The organism is Mycobacteroides saopaulense (genome assembly GCF_001456355.1).
Lineage (GTDB): Bacteria > Actinomycetota > Actinomycetes > Mycobacteriales > Mycobacteriaceae > Mycobacterium > Mycobacterium saopaulense.
Genome location: NZ_CP010271.1, coordinates 220,482 through 235,692 on the forward strand (window position 1 = coordinate 220,482; position 15,211 = coordinate 235,692).

19 protein-coding genes are annotated in these 15,211 nt (G+C 65.6%); 10 read left to right on the forward strand and 9 right to left on the reverse strand.

The window, feature by feature from the left end; all coding sequences use genetic code 11:
* Nucleotides 1–17: 17 nt before the first annotated feature.
* Nucleotides 18–701 (reverse strand): SHOCT domain-containing protein, encoded by a 684-nt coding sequence (locus tag MYCSP_RS01095; protein ID WP_088413034.1) that lies wholly within the window; start codon nucleotides 699–701, stop codon nucleotides 18–20.
* A gap of 48 nt (nucleotides 702–749) precedes the next feature.
* On the opposite strand from MYCSP_RS01095, the gene MYCSP_RS01100 reads away from it, so the two are divergent.
* The gene (locus tag MYCSP_RS01100; RefSeq protein WP_083015303.1) at nucleotides 750–1,985 is read left to right on the forward strand and encodes an acyl-CoA dehydrogenase family protein; all 1,236 of its coding nucleotides are present in this window, start codon (nucleotides 750–752) and stop codon (nucleotides 1,983–1,985) included.
* Here the strand turns inward: MYCSP_RS01100 and MYCSP_RS01105 are convergent.
* The 4 genes from MYCSP_RS01105 to MYCSP_RS01120 form a co-directional block, all read right to left on the reverse strand.
* Nucleotides 1,975–3,276 carry a threonine/serine exporter family protein gene (locus MYCSP_RS01105; protein WP_083015299.1) on the reverse strand — a complete coding sequence of 434 codons (1,302 nt, stop codon included), beginning with the start codon at nucleotides 3,274–3,276 and terminating at the stop codon, nucleotides 1,975–1,977. The genes MYCSP_RS01100 and MYCSP_RS01105 overlap by 11 nt on opposite strands.
* 22 nt (nucleotides 3,277–3,298) lie before the next feature.
* Nucleotides 3,299–3,679: a LapA family protein gene (locus tag MYCSP_RS01110; protein WP_070912209.1), complete on the reverse strand. Its 381-nt coding sequence runs from the start codon at nucleotides 3,677–3,679 to the stop codon at nucleotides 3,299–3,301.
* 103 nt (nucleotides 3,680–3,782) lie between these two features.
* Nucleotides 3,783–4,916, reverse strand: a complete 1,134-nt coding sequence (locus MYCSP_RS01115; RefSeq protein WP_083015296.1) for an NAD(P)H-dependent amine dehydrogenase family protein — start codon at nucleotides 4,914–4,916, stop codon at nucleotides 3,783–3,785.
* Nucleotides 4,894–5,676 carry an SDR family oxidoreductase gene (locus MYCSP_RS01120; RefSeq protein ID WP_088413036.1) on the reverse strand — a complete coding sequence of 261 codons (783 nt, stop codon included), beginning with the start codon at nucleotides 5,674–5,676 and terminating at the stop codon, nucleotides 4,894–4,896. The genes MYCSP_RS01115 and MYCSP_RS01120 overlap by 23 nt, the downstream gene beginning before the upstream one ends.
* Nucleotides 5,677–5,735: 59 nt before the next feature.
* On the opposite strand from MYCSP_RS01120, the gene MYCSP_RS01125 reads away from it, so the two are divergent.
* The 5 genes from MYCSP_RS01125 (at nucleotide 5,736) to MYCSP_RS01145 (ending at nucleotide 9,903) form a co-directional block, all read left to right on the forward strand.
* Nucleotides 5,736–6,386, forward strand: a complete 651-nt coding sequence (locus tag MYCSP_RS01125) for a TetR/AcrR family transcriptional regulator (RefSeq protein WP_083015289.1) — start codon at nucleotides 5,736–5,738, stop codon at nucleotides 6,384–6,386.
* 63 nt (nucleotides 6,387–6,449) lie between these two features.
* The gene (locus MYCSP_RS01130; RefSeq protein ID WP_083015285.1) at nucleotides 6,450–7,382 is read left to right on the forward strand and encodes an ABC transporter substrate-binding protein; all 933 of its coding nucleotides are present in this window, start codon (nucleotides 6,450–6,452) and stop codon (nucleotides 7,380–7,382) included.
* A 4-nt stretch (nucleotides 7,383–7,386) separates the two neighbouring features.
* Nucleotides 7,387–8,493, forward strand: a complete 1,107-nt coding sequence (locus MYCSP_RS01135) for an ABC transporter ATP-binding protein (RefSeq protein ID WP_070912214.1) — start codon at nucleotides 7,387–7,389, stop codon at nucleotides 8,491–8,493.
* A 1-nt stretch (nucleotide 8,494) separates the two neighbouring features.
* Nucleotides 8,495–9,148 carry an ABC transporter permease gene (locus MYCSP_RS01140; protein WP_083015281.1) on the forward strand — a complete coding sequence of 218 codons (654 nt, stop codon included), beginning with the start codon at nucleotides 8,495–8,497 and terminating at the stop codon, nucleotides 9,146–9,148.
* Nucleotides 9,145–9,903: an ABC transporter permease gene (locus tag MYCSP_RS01145; RefSeq protein ID WP_083015277.1), complete on the forward strand. Its 759-nt coding sequence runs from the start codon at nucleotides 9,145–9,147 to the stop codon at nucleotides 9,901–9,903. The genes MYCSP_RS01140 and MYCSP_RS01145 overlap by 4 nt, the downstream gene beginning before the upstream one ends.
* On the opposite strand, the gene MYCSP_RS01150 is transcribed toward MYCSP_RS01145, so the two are convergent.
* A complete protein-coding gene (locus MYCSP_RS01150; RefSeq protein ID WP_083015274.1) occupies nucleotides 9,835–10,497 on the reverse strand; it encodes a winged helix-turn-helix transcriptional regulator in 663 nt (220 codons plus the stop codon). The two genes, MYCSP_RS01145 and MYCSP_RS01150, sit on opposite strands and share 69 nt — an antisense overlap.
* A 94-nt stretch (nucleotides 10,498–10,591) precedes the next feature.
* On the opposite strand from MYCSP_RS01150, the gene MYCSP_RS01155 reads away from it, so the two are divergent.
* Both MYCSP_RS01155 and MYCSP_RS01160 read left to right on the forward strand, forming a co-directional pair.
* Nucleotides 10,592–11,401: a class I SAM-dependent methyltransferase gene (locus tag MYCSP_RS01155; RefSeq protein ID WP_083015271.1), complete on the forward strand. Its 810-nt coding sequence runs from the start codon at nucleotides 10,592–10,594 to the stop codon at nucleotides 11,399–11,401.
* 98 nt (nucleotides 11,402–11,499) lie between these two features.
* Nucleotides 11,500–12,048 (forward strand): putative glycolipid-binding domain-containing protein, encoded by a 549-nt coding sequence (locus tag MYCSP_RS01160; protein ID WP_083015391.1) that lies wholly within the window; start codon nucleotides 11,500–11,502, stop codon nucleotides 12,046–12,048.
* On the opposite strand, the gene MYCSP_RS01165 is transcribed toward MYCSP_RS01160, so the two are convergent.
* The gene (locus tag MYCSP_RS01165) at nucleotides 12,045–13,004 is read right to left on the reverse strand and encodes a prephenate dehydrogenase (protein WP_083015267.1); all 960 of its coding nucleotides are present in this window, start codon (nucleotides 13,002–13,004) and stop codon (nucleotides 12,045–12,047) included. The two genes, MYCSP_RS01160 and MYCSP_RS01165, sit on opposite strands and share 4 nt — an antisense overlap.
* A gap of 71 nt (nucleotides 13,005–13,075) precedes the next feature.
* On the opposite strand from MYCSP_RS01165, the gene MYCSP_RS01170 reads away from it, so the two are divergent.
* Together MYCSP_RS01170 and MYCSP_RS01175 are read left to right on the forward strand one after the other, a co-directional pair.
* Nucleotides 13,076–13,606 carry a tRNA adenosine deaminase-associated protein gene (locus MYCSP_RS01170; protein WP_070912221.1) on the forward strand — a complete coding sequence of 177 codons (531 nt, stop codon included), beginning with the start codon at nucleotides 13,076–13,078 and terminating at the stop codon, nucleotides 13,604–13,606.
* Nucleotides 13,603–14,061, forward strand: coding sequence for a nucleoside deaminase (locus MYCSP_RS01175; protein ID WP_070912222.1), 459 nt, complete (start codon nucleotides 13,603–13,605; stop codon nucleotides 14,059–14,061). Before MYCSP_RS01170 ends, MYCSP_RS01175 begins: the two co-directional genes overlap by 4 nt.
* A gap of 61 nt (nucleotides 14,062–14,122) precedes the next feature.
* Here the strand turns inward: MYCSP_RS01175 and MYCSP_RS01180 are convergent, their stop codons facing one another.
* Nucleotides 14,123–14,494 (reverse strand): hypothetical protein, encoded by a 372-nt coding sequence (locus MYCSP_RS01180; RefSeq protein ID WP_088413038.1) that lies wholly within the window; start codon nucleotides 14,492–14,494, stop codon nucleotides 14,123–14,125.
* A 187-nt stretch (nucleotides 14,495–14,681) separates the two neighbouring features.
* Nucleotides 14,682–14,978: a hypothetical protein gene (locus MYCSP_RS01185; RefSeq protein ID WP_083015264.1), complete on the reverse strand. Its 297-nt coding sequence runs from the start codon at nucleotides 14,976–14,978 to the stop codon at nucleotides 14,682–14,684.
* Between the last annotated feature and the right edge of the window lie 233 nt (nucleotides 14,979–15,211).

Genomic DNA, 15,211 nt, shown 5'->3' on the forward strand with positions numbered 1-15,211 from the left:
ACCGGGAATCGTAACGACTAATCGCCGCCGAGCACCCGGCGCTTCTCGGCCTTGAACTCCGCTTCGCTGAGGGCCCCGGAATCTCTCAGCGCGGCAAGAGATTTGAGTTGTTCGATGCGAACCCCGTCATCGGAAGGTTCATAGGAGGTTGCTGCCTGCGAGGGGGCCGGAGGCGATGGCCGGGCTAGCCGTGTCCTGGCCAGGACGTAGGCGATCCAGCCGAGTGTCGACACGGCGAGCAGCCCGGCGAAAAGCCAGGTTAGGTACCAGTAGCTGCTGCCGTGCCCGAACGCGAGGCTCGGCCGGACGAAGCCGTTCACCTCGCCGTCGACCTGCACGTCATAGGTGCCGGCGGCAGGGATCTGCACGATCCACACCCGGCGGTGTGCGTCCCCGTTCATCGTGGTCGAGCCGCCGATGCTTTCGCGCACTTGGGGGTCGGCCACCCCGGCCGGAGGAAAGATCGACAGGCCCAGCTCGGGGATGGGCAACCCGTTGTCGCCGGATACCCAGGAGTGGAAGCTGACGGTCACCTCGCCTGCGGGCAGTTCCAGCTGCGTGTTACCGGGAATCTTCACCTCGCCGTAGGCGTCGAACTTGTCCAACACGAACACGTTGAGGATGAGGGTGACGATGAGGCCAACCACACCGCAGACCGTCGCGGCGCTGAGCGTCAGCAGGCTCACTCGGCTCTTGCTCATGCCGCGAAGTCTGTCACGTGTGGCGCTCGCACCTCTAGCATCGGACAAATGGACTTCGCCCCGTCTGACCGTGCCGCCGAACTGACCGCCGCCGTCCGCGAGTTCATCGACGGGGAGATCATGCCGGTGGAACGAGCGGTACTGGCGCACCACGACCAGCTGCTGGGAGCCCGTTCGGGCACGGCGGCCGAGCTGTGGAAAGTGCCACCGGAGCTGGACACGTTGAAGACGAAGGCGCGCGCCGTGGGGTTGTGGAACCTCTTTCTGCCCGACCCAGAATTGGGTGGTGGGCTGTCCAACGCCGATTACGCGCCGCTGGCCGAGCAGATGGGCAGATCCCTGTTCGCGCCCACCGTATTCAATTGCAACGCACCCGATTCCGGGAACATGGAGGTGCTGCACCGGTACGGCAGCCAGGAGCAGAAGGAGGTGTGGCTCGAACCGTTGCTTGAGGGCGATATCCGCTCGGCGTTCTGTATGACCGAACCCGATGTCGCGTCTTCGGATGCCACCAACATGGCCGCCACCGCCGTCGTCGACGGCGACGAGGTGGTGATCAACGGACGCAAGTGGTGGAGCACCGGTGTGGGGCACCCCGACTGTAGGGTGATCATCTTCATGGGGTTGACCGACCCCGATGCGCATCGGTATGCCCGCCACTCGATGGTGCTGGTCCCGATGGACACCCCAGGTGTGACCGTCGAACGGATGCTGCCGACGATGGGCTTCTACGATGAGCCGGGCGGCCACGGGGTGGTGTCCTTCGACAACGTGCGCCTTCCGGTCGACGCGTTTATCGCGGGGCCGGGCAAGGGATTCGAGATTGCCCAGGGCAGGCTGGGCCCGGGCCGGGTGCACCACGCGATGCGTCTGATCGGTCTGGCCGAGGTGGCGCTGGAGCACGCGTGCCGCCGTGGGCTGGATCGCACCGCATTCGGCAAACCGTTGGTGAATCTGGGCGGAAACCGCGAACGCATTGCCGACGCGCGCATCGCCATCAACCAGACCCGGCTATTGGTCATGCATGCGGCCTGGCTGCTGGACACGATAGGCATCATGGGTGCGTTGTCTGCGGTGTCCGAGATCAAGGTGGCGGCCCCGAACATGGCTCAGCAAGTCATCGACATGGCCATTCAAATGCATGGCGGTGGAGGCCTTTCCAACGACTTCCCGCTAGCGGCAGCCTGGGTGAACGCCCGCGCGTTGCGCTTGGCCGACGGCCCAGACGAGGTCCACCGCGGTGTGGTGGCCCGAATCGAGCTGGCCAAATACGCTAGCGAGTGACGGTGAGCGCGTAGCGCATTCCGCGATGCAGGCTGGCCCCCACCAGCAGCCCGAGTGCGATCGAGAAGATCGCCATGCAGGTGTCGATCAGCGCGGTGAGGTTGGCATGCCCGGTGGCGGCGACCTCGCTGACGTTCACAAAACTCAATGCGCCCGGCACCAGACACCAGAAGGCGGCCAGTAGCAATACGATTGCCGACGGTGCGCCCTTGAACCGCGCCGCGAACAGCGCGAAGGGAACGACGGCGACCGCGCCGACGAAACCCGTCATCGCCGGTGCCAGGAACAGACCACCGAGTCGTTGGCCCAGCATGGCGACGCCGATTGCCAGCACCAGCCAGATCAGCGACCCGCGCGGTGCGGACTTGTAGAGATAGAACCCCACCGCGATCACCGGCACCGCCAGTGCGATCGTCCAACTACCCAGAGGCGGCCCCAGTGGTGAGGGCTCCAGTGGCCCAGCCACTTTCACGCCGATCACCACGCCGAACGCCAGTAGCATCAATTGGGCAATGCCGTACACGATGCGGGTGGACCCGGCCATCAGCTGGGTACTGGTCAGTTCCAGGGCCCCGATGGTGAGGGTCACCCCGGGAAGCACGGCGATCAGGGCCGGCGCCAACACGCGCGCCAGTCCCTCGCTGGGCACGTTCGCGACGATGAACGTGCTGATGACTGTGACCACGAAGGCGGCCACGGCGGGCATCGTGGCAGCCAGCGTGGGCATGGGATTGGTTGCCAACATGAGCACGCCGACGATCAATCCCAGGACCAGATAGGCGGGCAGGGCTGAGGACGTGGGAGCGAGCGCCAGCCCGAATCCGAGGGTCAAGACGGTGTGCCCGATCACGGTGACGATCGTCCCGAAACGTGGCTTCAGGCATCTGATCTGGTGGATGCGCGCGATCGCTTCCGCCGGCGCGATGGCGCCGGCGGCGGCCATGTCGGCAATGCTGTCGATGTGTCCTGCCTGGTCCAGCTGTGCCGTGCTGCGGGTGGATTCCTCGACTTCCAGCTGCCCGGTGACACCGTCGATCTGGATGATCAGCACCGTCGGCAAGACGACGGCGCGTAGCTCCTTGTCGGTGTATTGCGGTGCGATGTCGTGCAATTTGGCGAGCACCAGGTTGGTGGGCTGGCCGACTTCGAGCATCGCGATGCCGAGCAGTCGCAGCATCGTGACGACCTCGGCGTCGGAGAAATGCTTCGCGTCGGCCAGCGGTACGGGCTTGTCCTTGAGTGTCTTCCGGACAAGTGCCGTCACCCGGTCACGCCAGGTCAGCGCCATCATGCGCCGACTGTAGTCCGGGAGATCAGGCCTTGAGGTTCTTCTTCGCCGCGCGCCGCAGCTGCACGATGCGCACGATGCCGACCAGGGCGGTCAGCAGCGCACCCGCGACGGCGGCGATGAGCACCGTCACGCCCAGCGGCAGATTGAGATGCCAGACCAGGAAGGTCGTCGTCACCGTGTTCATGTTCTGCGTAATGAAGATCAGCAGCAGAATCAGGATGAGCAGGCCGAGGATGACGCCGGTCCACGTTGCCGCCGCCCGAGTCCGCGTTACCGCGTCCTCTTTCTTCTTGGGCTTGGTGGACTCGGACTTGGCGGGTAGTGGAGGCTGCTCCCCGACGGGGATTTCGGTCGATGAGTCGGCAACCGGAGAGTCCGGTGTCGTACCGGGGTCACTGGTCATGGACTTATCATTTGCTACATGGGCGCTGATTGCAAGCGCCGAAGGCCGACTTTTCACGGAAAAGGTCGAACAAACGCCGCGAAAAGTCGGCACTCGGCCCAGGTCAGGCGCGGATAGTGCCCCTGCCCGCGATCAACGGCAAATCCAGGGGTGTGAGGAATCCCGGCTTAGCGTCGATGACCGCCGGTATCGCGTTGATCGCCCGCATTCCGGTAGCCAGGCAGCCGCCGATCGCACCGTCGCCGGAGCGCTCGTCCCGGAATACGGTCTCCTGCGTGATATTGGGGCTGCCCTTGATTTCGATGCGGTAGGCATCGTTGTCGACGGATTGCGCCCTGGGCCAGTGCGGCGCGGCGTCGTTGGTGATCCGGTTGACGTGCTCGATGACGATCTTGGGCTTACCGCCCACCCAGCCGCGAATCTCGAAGCGCACGGCGGCGCAATGACCCGCCTCGATGGTGCCGGTGTTGGGTGCGGCGCCATAGGCGATCTCGGTTGGGGTGGACCACTTCTCGTAGACGGTATCGATCTTGTCCAGCTTCACCCCGACCGCGTCGGCGATCATGGGGATGGTATGGCCCCAGGCCAGAACCAGCACCTCGGGAATCTCCAACACGGCGGGTTGGTCCATGGGCGCACCCAGTCCCATCGGCGTGCTGAAATCGCCGTTGTAATACTGATAATCCAGAAGCTCTTGCACCAGAACCGAATCCACCCGTCCGCCCACGCCGAGCAGGGTCATCGGAAACAGGTCGTTGGCGAAGCCGGGGTCGATGCCGGTGGTGAAACAGGAGGTCTGACCGTCCTCACAGGCTTGCTTGATGTCGGTCAGCATCTCGGGCGGGCATACCTGCGGATACACCCAGGGCGTCATCGCGGTGGAGACGATGTTGTGTCCGCTGCGCAGTGCCCGGGACATGTTGTCGATGTTCTCCAGCGCGTACTGCGCCGTCGGCCCGAAGTACGCGACCGTACCGTCGGTGCCCAACGCGGCGTCGATATCGGTGGTGGCCGCCAGCCCGATCGGGTGGCTGTTGACCAGGGTGCCGACGTCCACCCCGTCCTTGGCGGGATCGTGTACCAGCACCGCGGCTAGTTCGAACACCGGATGGTCCAACAGCTCGCGGATAACCAGCTTGCCGACAACCCCTGTGCCCCAAACGATGACGGGATACTTGTCACTCATGCTCTGTCCACTCTCTTCGCGTAAGCGCTCACCGGAAAAACTCACCACCATTTACGAACAAGGTCTGCCCGGTCACCATCCGGGCCCTGTCGGAGGCGAAGAACACCACCGCGTCGGCGACGTCCTCATCGGCGGGCATCTCACCCAAGGGGAACTTGGCTGTCAGTTCTGCCAGCACCTCGTCCTCGGTGATACCGCGCTGCTGGGCGACAAGGCCGATGTACAGCTGGATGGGCGGCCCGTACATCCAGGTCGGCACCACCATGTTGAGACGAATCTTGTGTGGCCCCAGCTCCTTCGCCAGCTGGTACATCGCGTTCTGCAGCGCTCCCTTGGACGTCGCGTATGCCGATTGCGGCAGCTGCGGGTGGAAGGCCGACTGCGAGCCGATGAAGACCACCGATCCGCCGTTCTTCTTCAGTTCCGGGACGGCGGCCTGGACGAGCTGGAGGGTGCCGACGACGTTGGTGTTGAGCATCGCCTGCCACTGCGCCAGATCCGCGCCCTCGATACCGCCGAACACGTCTTCCTTGGCCGCGACATTCACCAATGCGTCCACTGCGCCGAACTTCTCGACGGCGGTCTCGACCAGGCCCTGGCAGGCCTGCGCATCGTTGATATCGGTGACTGCCCAGGTGGCGGTACCGCCCGTGCTGTCCAGCTCGGCGGCGAGCTTCTCGAGGTTTTCCCGGGTGCGAGCGCCGAGTACCACGTTCGCGCCGTCCTGATGTGCCTTGAGTGCGACCTCGCGGCCCAACCCGGTGCCCACACCGGATATCACCACCGTTTTTCCGGAAAGAAGTCCCGTCATCGGCTGCCCTTCTGTCTGTGACCCACGCCTCAACGTTACACAGTGTTACGATATTTGCAATGAGTACCGACGAGTTGCCTGTGGGCAGGGGTGCGATGTCGCCGGCGTCGCGGCTCCGGGGCCGCCGCCGTAGCTCCGGTATCGACGTCAAGGCGCTTGCTGCTGCGCGTGAGCTTTTGGTGGAGCAGGGGTGGGAGGCCACCACCATGGTTGCGATCGCCGAGCGTGCCGGTGTCGGCAAGCCCGCGCTGTATCGACGATGGCCGTCCCGTGCACACCTGGTGTTCGAGGCGGTGTTCGGCTGGACCGCCCCCACGCCGGAGATGAGCGCCGCCGCCGGGGTCGACGAATGGGTCCGCCAATCCTGCTCGTACACAGCTGAACTGTTCGAGCGTCCGGATGTCATCGCGGCGGCCCCTGCGCTGCTCGGTCAGATGCGCGTCGATCCGGAATTGGGGCAGGCCATGTGGGCGAGCTTCGGGGCCACCGGTGCCGACCTGCTGTCGCAGGTGATGCGCGCACAGCGCCCGGAGGTCGGTCAGCGGGAGGCGCAGGATCGAGCCAACGCCACCATGCTGATGATCGTCGGGGCGAACGTCCTCGCGCGCCAACTGCTGCCCGACGAGCAGGCGGAGGCCGTCATCAAATATTTGCCAGAGCTGCTGGCGCAGCCGGGGGAGAACACCACGCCCACCGACTCATCTGGTTAGCCACCGGAATCTTCCTGACGGTAAAGCCGGGCGGTACGGCCGTTGCCCGGTTACTGTCGGAGGATGCGCAGGGCCGTACGACTGCTCGCTGCCGTCATGGCGGCGGTTTTCTTCAGCGGCTGCGGAAGCGCCAATCCCCTGGGCGGAGGCCCGCTTTCGGGCGACCTCAACACGCTGATCGTCGGCTCGGCCGACTTTCCCGAATCGAAGATCGTGGCCGAGCTGTACGCGCAGATATTGCAGACCAACGGCTTTGAGATCACCAAACAGCTGGGCATCGGTAGCCGCGAGACCTACATCCCGGCGGTCAAGGACCATTCGATCGACCTCATCGGCGATTACACCGGAAATCTGTTGCGCTACTTCGACCCGGAGGCCACCGCTACCAAGCCCGACGATGTCGAGCTGGCACTGCTGCGCAAGCTGGATGGCGACCTGGACATCCTGGCTCCCTCTCCGGCATCGGATGCCGACACGCTGAGTGTCACCAGAGCCACTGCGGACAAGTGGAATCTGCGCTCCATCGCGGACCTGGCCGCGCACTCGGGGGAAGTGAAGGTCGGGGCGCCCTCGGAGTTCCTGCATAGAAGTGTCGGACTGGCCGGGCTCAAGGCCAATTACGGACTGGACATCCCGGAGTCGCGATTCGTGGCCATCAGCGATGGCGGCGGCCCGGCCACGGTCAGGGCATTGGTGGACGGGACCATCACCGCGGCCAACATCTTCAGCACCTCGCCGGCCATCGCCGAGCACGATCTGGTGGTGCTGGACGATCCCAAGTTCACCTTCCCGGCCGGCAACCTGGTGCCGTTGGTCAACGCGCAGAAGAAGTCCGAAAAGTTGAAGAAGGTGCTCGACGCGCTGTCGGCGCGATTGAGCACCGAGGACCTGACCAGGCTCAACGCCGCCGTGTCCGGCAACAACGGCGGCGATCCCAAGGAAGTGGCGCAGAAATGGCTGGCGGACAAGGGTTTCGACAAACCGATAGGGAACTGATCGCGTGATCACCTTCGAGAACGTCACCAAGCGATATCCTGATGGGACCACGGCGGTCGACGACCTCAACATGCATGTCGACAAGGGATCGTTCACGGTGTTCGTGGGGCCTTCCGGCTGCGGCAAGACCACCTCGATGCGGATGATCAACAGGATGACCGACCCGACCTCGGGTGTCCTGACCGTCGACGGGGCGGACGTGCGGACCGTGGATCCGGTGAAATTGCGCTTGGGCATCGGATACGTCATTCAGAACGCCGGTCTCATGCCGCACCAGCGGGTTGTCGACAACGTGGCGACGGTTCCCGTGTTGCGCGGTGAATCCCGTCGCACCGCACGCAAGGCCGCCCTCGAGGTATTGGAGCGGGTGGGGCTCGATCCGAAGTTGGCCACCCGGTATCCGGCGCAGCTCTCGGGAGGACAACAACAACGTGTCGGCGTGGCACGGGCCCTGGCCGCCGACCCGCCGATCCTGTTGATGGACGAACCGTTCAGTGCCGTCGACCCCAATGTGCGCGACGATCTCCAGGCCGAGATGCAGCGGCTCCAGGCCGAGCTCAACAAGACCATCGTCTTCGTCACGCACGATATCGACGAGGCGGTCAAGCTGGGCGACAAGGTCGCGGTCTTCGGACCCGGTGGCGTCCTGCAGCAATACGACGAGCCCGAGCGTGTGTTATCCAATCCGGCAAGCGATTTCGTTGCCGGATTCATCGGGCGCGACCGCGGATATCGCGGGCTGCAGTTTCGGGAGGCGGGAGAGGTGCCGCTGCACGCGATCAGGCAGATCACCGAAACCGAGGTGCCCACCGCGATCATCGCACCGGGTGACTGGGTGCTTGTCTGCAACCCGGACGGCACACCGTTCGGGTGGATGGACGATGCCGGCGTAGACGTCTATCGGTCCGGGAAATCGTTGTACGACAGTGTGATCGCGGGCGGGTCGTTGTTCGGTCCGGACGGGACTCTGCGGCAGGCGCTCGATGCCGCGCTGTCCTCGCCGTCGGGCCTGGGTGTGGCCACCGACGAGGAAGGCCGGGTGCGCGGCGGTGTTCGCGGCGACGACGTGCTGATCGCACTGGACCGCCAGCGCCGTAACGGGCATCGCTGACATGCGCTATCTTTTCACGCACCTCGGCGACGCCTGGGAGCTGACACTGATCCACCTGCGGCTGTCGCTGGTACCGATTCTCATCGGCCTGGCCATCGCGATCCCCTGCGGTGCAATGATTCACCGGCGCCGAACCGTACGGCGGGTGACGACGGTGATCGCCAGCATCGTGTTCACCATCCCCTCGCTGGCTCTGTTCGTGGCGTTACCGCTGATCATCCCGACCCGGATACTCGACGAGGCCAACGTGATGGTCGCGCTGACGCTGTACACCACGGCGCTGCTGATCCGAGCGGTGCCCGAGGCGCTCGACGCCATCGCGCCGCAGATACGCGACGCCGCGACGGCGGTGGGATACCGCTCGCTGGCCCGTCTTGTCCGTGTTGAGTTGCCGCTGTCCATACCGGTCTTGGTGGCGGGCCTGAGAGTTGTGGCGGTCACCAATATTTCGATGGTGTCGGTGGGTTCGGTGATCGGCATCGGCGGCCTGGGCACCTGGTTCACCGAGGGGTACCAGGCCAACAAGAGCAGCCAGATCGTCGCTGGCATTGTCGCGATCTTTCTGCTGGCCGTGATCGTGGACTCGCTCCTGGTCATCCTGGGCCGCGCGGCCACGCCGTGGACCAGGGCGACGAAAGCCGTTGGTGCCGTATGAACTTTCTCTCCGATGCGCTGGGCTACATCTTCACCGCATCCAACTGGACGGGCAGCAGCGGCCTGGGCATGCGGATCGGGGAACATCTGCAGTACACGGTGATCGCCGTCCTGGCCGCGGTCGTCATCGCGGTGCCGATTGGTCTGCTCATCGGGCACACCGGGCGCGGAACCTTCCTGGTGGTCAGTGCGGTGAACGCCCTCCGCGCGCTGCCGACACTGGGTGTACTGCTGTTAGGCGTGCTGCTGTGGGGCCTGGGCCTGGTGCCTCCGACCGTCGCGCTGCTGCTGCTGGGCGTGCCGCCGCTGTTGGCGGGAACCTATTCGGGCATCGCGAACGTGGACCGCACCGTGGTGGAGGCCGCACGCGCCATGGGGATGACACAGCGCCAAGTGCTGTTCGGTGTCGAGCTGCCCAACGCGCTGCCGCTCATCCTGTCCGGGCTGCGTACGGCGACCCTGCAAGTCGTCGCGACCGCGACCGTCGCCGCCTACGCCAGCCTGGGCGGGCTCGGTCGGTATCTCATCGACGGCATCAAGGTGCGGCAGTTCCATCTGGCACTGGTCGGTGCCCTCATGGTGACCGCGCTCGCCCTGCTGCTCGATGCCGTCCTGGCCCTGGCGGTATGGCTGTCGGTCCCGGGTACCGGACGGCTGCGACCGGTACCGCGAGATCTCGTCGGCGATTCAGGGGCGCGCGACGCCGGCGTAGAGGGGCGGGTCGAACCAGCTCGGCACGCCGCGGCACAAACCTGATGGCCCGCTGAACGACACCTCACCGGATCTCATCACCTCCGACCATGTGGAGTCGCCGCGCCACACGCGGGTCAGGCTGCGCAGCCGGGCTGCTACGTCCACGCCGATTTCGAACCCCGGGTCGGCATCGCAGAGATCGGCGGCCTCGGGGGTGATGATCAGCCACCAGTGCCGCTTGTCGGGGGTCACGTCGTCGAAATGGAAGTGCAGCACGGTACGGCCCTCGGGAACCGCGCTGCCGATGACATGGCGACGCATGTCCCAGAGCAGCAGTTTCGGGTCCAGGTCCTCGTCCCCGATCTCGCCGATCCACCGGATTCCCCACTGGCTCAACATCTCGACCACGGGCCGGAGCTCGCTGCCGGCGGCGGTGGGCATGTACCGATTGCCGTGCCGTTCGGCGATGCCGGCCCGCACCAGCCGGTCCAGTCTCTTGGAGAGCAGAGTCGGCGACATGCGCGGCACGCCACGCCGTATGTCGTTGAAATGCTCACTGCCCAAGAGTAATTCGCGCACAATCAGAAGTGTCCAGCGCTCGTCGAGCAGCTCCATCGCCTTGGCGACGGGGCAGAATTGGTAATACGACGCACCCATGGATGAACGGTAGGCCGCCGACGTCGTCGTGAACAGCCCTAGTACAGATCTTGTACTAGCCAGCGGTGGCGCGATCTTCCTACCGTCTACAGGCATGAACACAGAAACAGCCCAAAGAGTTTCGCTGTGGGCATTGGGCAATTATGCGGCCGTGGCCTCCGAGGTGATCGCGTCGCTTGGTCCGGTGCTCGTTGAAGAGTCGGGCATCGTGTCCGGCATGCGGGTGCTGGATGTCGCGGCCGGATCCGGGAATGTGGCGATTCCGGCGGCGAACGCCGGGGCGACGGTGGTGGCTTCCGACATCACGCCCGAGCTGCTGGAGGCGGGGCGTGCGGCGGCCGGTCGGGTCGGGGCGGATATCGACTGGCAGGTGGCGGACGCGCAGGCGCTTCCCTTCGACGAGAACGAGTTCGATGCGGTGGTGTCCTGTGTCGGGGTGATGTTCGCTCCGCGTCACCAGGACAGTGCCGACGAGCTGATCCGTGTCTGTAGACCGGGCGGAACCGTCGGGCTCATCAACTGGACGCCGCAGGGCTTCATCGGGCAGATGTTCGCGACCATGAAACCGTTCGCGCCCACTCCGCCGCCGGGTGCCGGGCCGCCCCCGCTGTGGGGCGAGCCGGATCATGTCCGGGCGTTGCTGGCGGGCCGGGCCGTCGAAGTCACCGTGCAGCGGCGGATGCTGACCGTGGACCGATTCGCCACCGCAGAGCAGTTCCGCGACTTCTTCAAGGCCTGCTACGGACCGACGATCGCCGTCTACGCCGGTATCGCAGACGATGCAGCCAAGACCGCCGAACTCGACGAGGCGCTTGTGGAGCTGGCCCGACGGCACGATCGCGGCGACCGACATTTGGTGATGGAGTGGGAGTACCTGCTCTACGTGGCGCGCAAGCGGGACTGATCGGGGCATTCAGGGCTAACGCGGGCTCCATTTGCGCGGTCGCCTACGGTAGACGGGTGAGTAACCCCAGCCAGACCGACGCGGCGACCGGACCTGCCGTGCTGACCTGGCGCGCCCATGACGCCTCGCGCATGGAGTCGACGCGGGTCCAACTATCGGGCCGGCGCATCCGTGCGCACGGCCGTTTTGTGGCCGGCGCCTCCGATGCGCACCCGGCGTTCAGCGCCTCCTACGACCTGGTGACCGACGAGACCGGCTCCACGAACCGGTTGTCGCTGTCCACCACCGTCGCCGAGCGGGAACGGCAGCTGTCGATCGCCCGCGACGAAGAGGGCATGTGGACGGTACAGAACCACGAGGGCGCGAAGCGCTCCGCATTCGACGGTGCGCTGGACGTCGACGTGGTCTTCAGCCCCTTCTTCAATGCGCTGCCGATCCGCCGGACCGGCCTGTATCAGCAGGAAGGCAGCGCGGTGCTGCCCGTGGTCTACGTAACCCTGCCGGATCTGGTGGTCAGCCCCGCCACCATCAGCTACCGCAATGACGGCAAGGGCATCAAGGTGGTCTCGCCGGTCGCCGATACCACGGTCACCGTCGACGACGAGGGATTCCTGCTGGAATACCCCGGGCTGGCCATCCGGATCTAGGGCACCATCCGCAGTACGCCGCCCTGGCGGCCCGCCTCGGCCAGCTGTTCACGCCAATCGGCGTCCTGGCGGCTGATGCCTGTGATGTCGAACCGTTCGTGTGCCTCGTACCGCTGGCGCGCGGCGTAACCGGCCTCCACCAGCAGCTCCACCGAGTTCTCGGCATTGAGGGTGTTCCACGTCGCTGCCAGCAGGGTCATGGCCTCTTCCAGGGCCGGCAGCACCCCGTGCGGGTTCGACTCGCACATCGCGCGCACCAGTGAGGGATCGGTGGCGGCAACCCGGGTGCCGTCCCGGAACGACCCGGCAGCCAGCGAGTAGGCCAGCGGAACTCCGTCGGCGGTCACGGCGAGAGCCTCGGCAAGCAGATGTGGCAGGTGCGAGATGGCTGCCGCGGCCGCGTCGTGCTCATCTGAGCGCGCCGGAACCACGACGGATCCGCAGTCCAGAGCCAGCCGGGCCACCTGTGCGAACACCTGCGGGTCGACGTCGTCGTCGACGCTGACCACCCAGGTCGCATCGCGGAAGAGCTTCGCGTCTCCTGCGTCCCAGCCCGATTCCGTTGTCCCCGTCATGGGATGGCCGCCGACGAATCGCTGTGCCAGGCCGTGCTCGGATACTTCCTGCAGTACAGCGGATTTCACGCTGGTGACGTCGGTGAGCGGGCACTCCGGGGCCAGCTCCGCGATGCGGGTGAGCAGCGCGGGCAGGGCTGGGACCGGCACCGCCAGCACGATGAGTGCCTGCGCGTTACGGGCACGCCGCAGTGCCAGATCCAGATCGGTGGTGGCATCGAAACCGGCAGCCCTGGCGGCGTCGGCGCCGTCGGCCGAGCGGTTGTATCCCCAGACGTGTCGGCCCGCCGCGCTGGCCGCGCGAACGAGGGAGCCGCCGATGAGTCCGAGGCCAAGTACGCAGATCGGAGGGCGTTGGTGGTCGTGTTCGGCGGCGTTCACAGGTTCAGGTTGTCATACGTGACCAACTTCTTTGTGGTCACAACACGGGGTGTGGCATTACCGTATTGCCCATGGATGCACAGCGCGCAAAGGCCGTAGGGCCCAGTGCCGAGAGCCTTGAGGGCTTCGGTGTGGCCGTCGTGCGCGAAGAAGGCCGCTGGCGGTTGACATCGCTGAAGGCAACGGCACTCACCGATTTGGCCGCGGCCGAAACCGAGCTGCGTGAATTGCGCAGCGCCGGTGCGGTCTTCGGCCTGTTGGATGTTGACGAGGAATTCTTCATCATCATCCGGCCGGCGCCTTCGGGAACGCACCTGCTGATTTCCGACGCGACGGCGGCCATCGACTACGACATCGCCGCCGAGGTGTTGGACCGGCTGAATGTCCCTGTCCCGGAGCTCGATTCCGATGAGCTCGACGAGGTCGATCCGTGGGAGGAAGGCGATCTGGGCCTGCTCTCCGACATCGGTCTACCGGAGCCGGTGCTGAGCGTGATCCTCAGTGAGACCGACCTCTACCCCGATGAGCAGCTCGGCATGATCGCGGCCAGGATGGGCTTCGCCGACGAGTTCGGTGCGGTGCTCGACAAGCTGGATCGGTGAGTTTCCCGGACGACGAGGCGCTGATTCGCGCGGCACTCGAGGCTGCCGGGGATGCCGGTGTGGACGATGTGCCGATCGGCGCGGTGATTTTCGCCGCAGACGGAACCGAACTGGCCCGCGCCGCCAATGCGCGTGAGCGCCTTGGTGATCCGACCGCGCATGCCGAGGTTCTCGCGCTGCGAGAGGCCGCCGCGAAACATGGCGACGGCTGGCGGCTGGAGGGTGCGACGCTCGCAGTGACCGTGGAGCCGTGCACCATGTGCGCCGGAGCATTGGTTCTGGCGCGGGTAGGCCGGGTGGTGTTCGGGGCCTGGGAGCCCAAAACCGGTGCCGTGGGCTCGCTGTGGGATGTGGTGCGGGACCGGCGTCAGGCACACCGCCCGGAGGTGCGCGGCGGCGTGCTTGAGCAGGAGTGCGCGGCGCTGCTCGAAGAATTCTTCGCGGCGAAAAGGTAGGGGCCCGCCCGGCGCAGGCGAGGGGTCGGGGTCGCACGCCGGACGGGCCGATTCGGGAGGTTTAGCGGCGCCAGTCGTTACCGGGCCCGCGGTCCGGCCCACGATCAGGTCCACGGTCCGGCCCACGATCAGGTCCACGGTCCGGCCCACGATCAGGTCCGCGGTTGTCACCCGGGCCGGGGCCGTTGTTGCGCCAGCGGCCGTCATCGCCGCGCCAGTCGTCAGGACGGTCGCGGTCCAGAATGCCGTCGGCGTGGCATTCACCCCAGTTCATGTTGAATCCCCAGATCGGATTCCAGAATTCACCGGGGCACCAGTGGTAGGTGGGCGCGGAGGGTAGAGCCGGAGCGGGAGCCGCGTTGGCCGTCGCGGCCAACCCGAGCCCGCTCGCGGCGATGGCAGCGGATGCGGCAATGCCGTAGAGGATTTTCACACGATAAGCGAAACATTCGATGCTGTCAAAGAACCGCTTCCTCGCGTACAGAGCGCTGTAAATCTGCTGTCAGATAATAAATTTCGTTGATGTGGCGATTGGCTTACGTCGATCTGTATTGACACATGGCAAACCACTGCACCCGCCGATACGCGTCCGGCGGGTGCAGTGGTTCTCGACGAGAGGGCTAGGGCCGCCAGTCGCGGTCATGGCCGCGCCAGTCGCCGCCACGATCATGGTCATGCCAGTCGCCTCGATCGCCGTGCCAGTCGCGGTCGTGCCAGTCGCCGTCACGGTCGCGATGCCAGTCGTCGTGGCATTCGCCGAATTCCCAGTTGAATCCCCAAATCGGGTTCCAGAACTCGCCGGGGCACCAGTGATAGGTGGGGGCGGGCAGTGTCGGCGCCGCGTTGGCGGTCGCCGCCAACCCGAGTCCGCCGGCCGCGATGGCCGCGGATGCTGCGATTCCCACGAGAATTTTCATCGGTCAGGGCCTCCACATGTGATGGTGTCGATCTCTCTGGTGCCGATTCCCGCTGGGTGTTGATGGCCGGCAGCATCCGCCCGCCCCGACGAGGCGGATGCTGCGAGGCCAACGAGAACCTGCACAAGGATTATGAAAAGCCACCATCCTTGGAGCCACGCCGCTGAATTCGTAGAGCGAGCTGGGAGTTTTCTGTCAGCTATGCGGAATCACGCATATGGAAGACCTGCGTT

What these genes read in the sequence shown, in the direction of transcription:
- MYCSP_RS01130 (WP_083015285.1), top strand. Translation starts at nt 6,450, where the DNA reads ATGCGCAGGGCCGTACGACTGCTCGCTGCCGTCATGGCGGCGGTTTTC.
- MYCSP_RS01140 (WP_083015281.1), top strand. Translation starts at nt 8,495, where the DNA reads ATGCGCTATCTTTTCACGCACCTCGGCGACGCCTGGGAGCTGACACTG.
- MYCSP_RS01145 (WP_083015277.1), top strand. Translation starts at nt 9,145, where the DNA reads ATGAACTTTCTCTCCGATGCGCTGGGCTACATCTTCACCGCATCCAAC.
- MYCSP_RS01125 (WP_083015289.1), top strand. Translation starts at nt 5,736, where the DNA reads ATGAGTACCGACGAGTTGCCTGTGGGCAGGGGTGCGATGTCGCCGGCG.
- MYCSP_RS01150 (WP_083015274.1), bottom strand. Translation starts at nt 10,497, where the DNA reads ATGGGTGCGTCGTATTACCAATTCTGCCCCGTCGCCAAGGCGATGGAG.
- MYCSP_RS01155 (WP_083015271.1), top strand. Translation starts at nt 10,592, where the DNA reads ATGAACACAGAAACAGCCCAAAGAGTTTCGCTGTGGGCATTGGGCAAT.
- MYCSP_RS01095 (WP_088413034.1), bottom strand. Translation starts at nt 701, where the DNA reads ATGAGCAAGAGCCGAGTGAGCCTGCTGACGCTCAGCGCCGCGACGGTC.
- MYCSP_RS01115 (WP_083015296.1), bottom strand. Translation starts at nt 4,916, where the DNA reads ATGGTGGTGAGTTTTTCCGGTGAGCGCTTACGCGAAGAGAGTGGACAG.
- MYCSP_RS01185 (WP_083015264.1), bottom strand. Translation starts at nt 14,978, where the DNA reads ATGAAAATTCTCGTGGGAATCGCAGCATCCGCGGCCATCGCGGCCGGC.
- MYCSP_RS01100 (WP_083015303.1), top strand. Translation starts at nt 750, where the DNA reads ATGGACTTCGCCCCGTCTGACCGTGCCGCCGAACTGACCGCCGCCGTC.
- MYCSP_RS01170 (WP_070912221.1), top strand. Translation starts at nt 13,076, where the DNA reads ATGGATGCACAGCGCGCAAAGGCCGTAGGGCCCAGTGCCGAGAGCCTT.
- MYCSP_RS01110 (WP_070912209.1), bottom strand. Translation starts at nt 3,679, where the DNA reads ATGACCAGTGACCCCGGTACGACACCGGACTCTCCGGTTGCCGACTCA.
- MYCSP_RS01120 (WP_088413036.1), bottom strand. Translation starts at nt 5,676, where the DNA reads ATGACGGGACTTCTTTCCGGAAAAACGGTGGTGATATCCGGTGTGGGC.
- MYCSP_RS01105 (WP_083015299.1), bottom strand. Translation starts at nt 3,276, where the DNA reads ATGATGGCGCTGACCTGGCGTGACCGGGTGACGGCACTTGTCCGGAAG.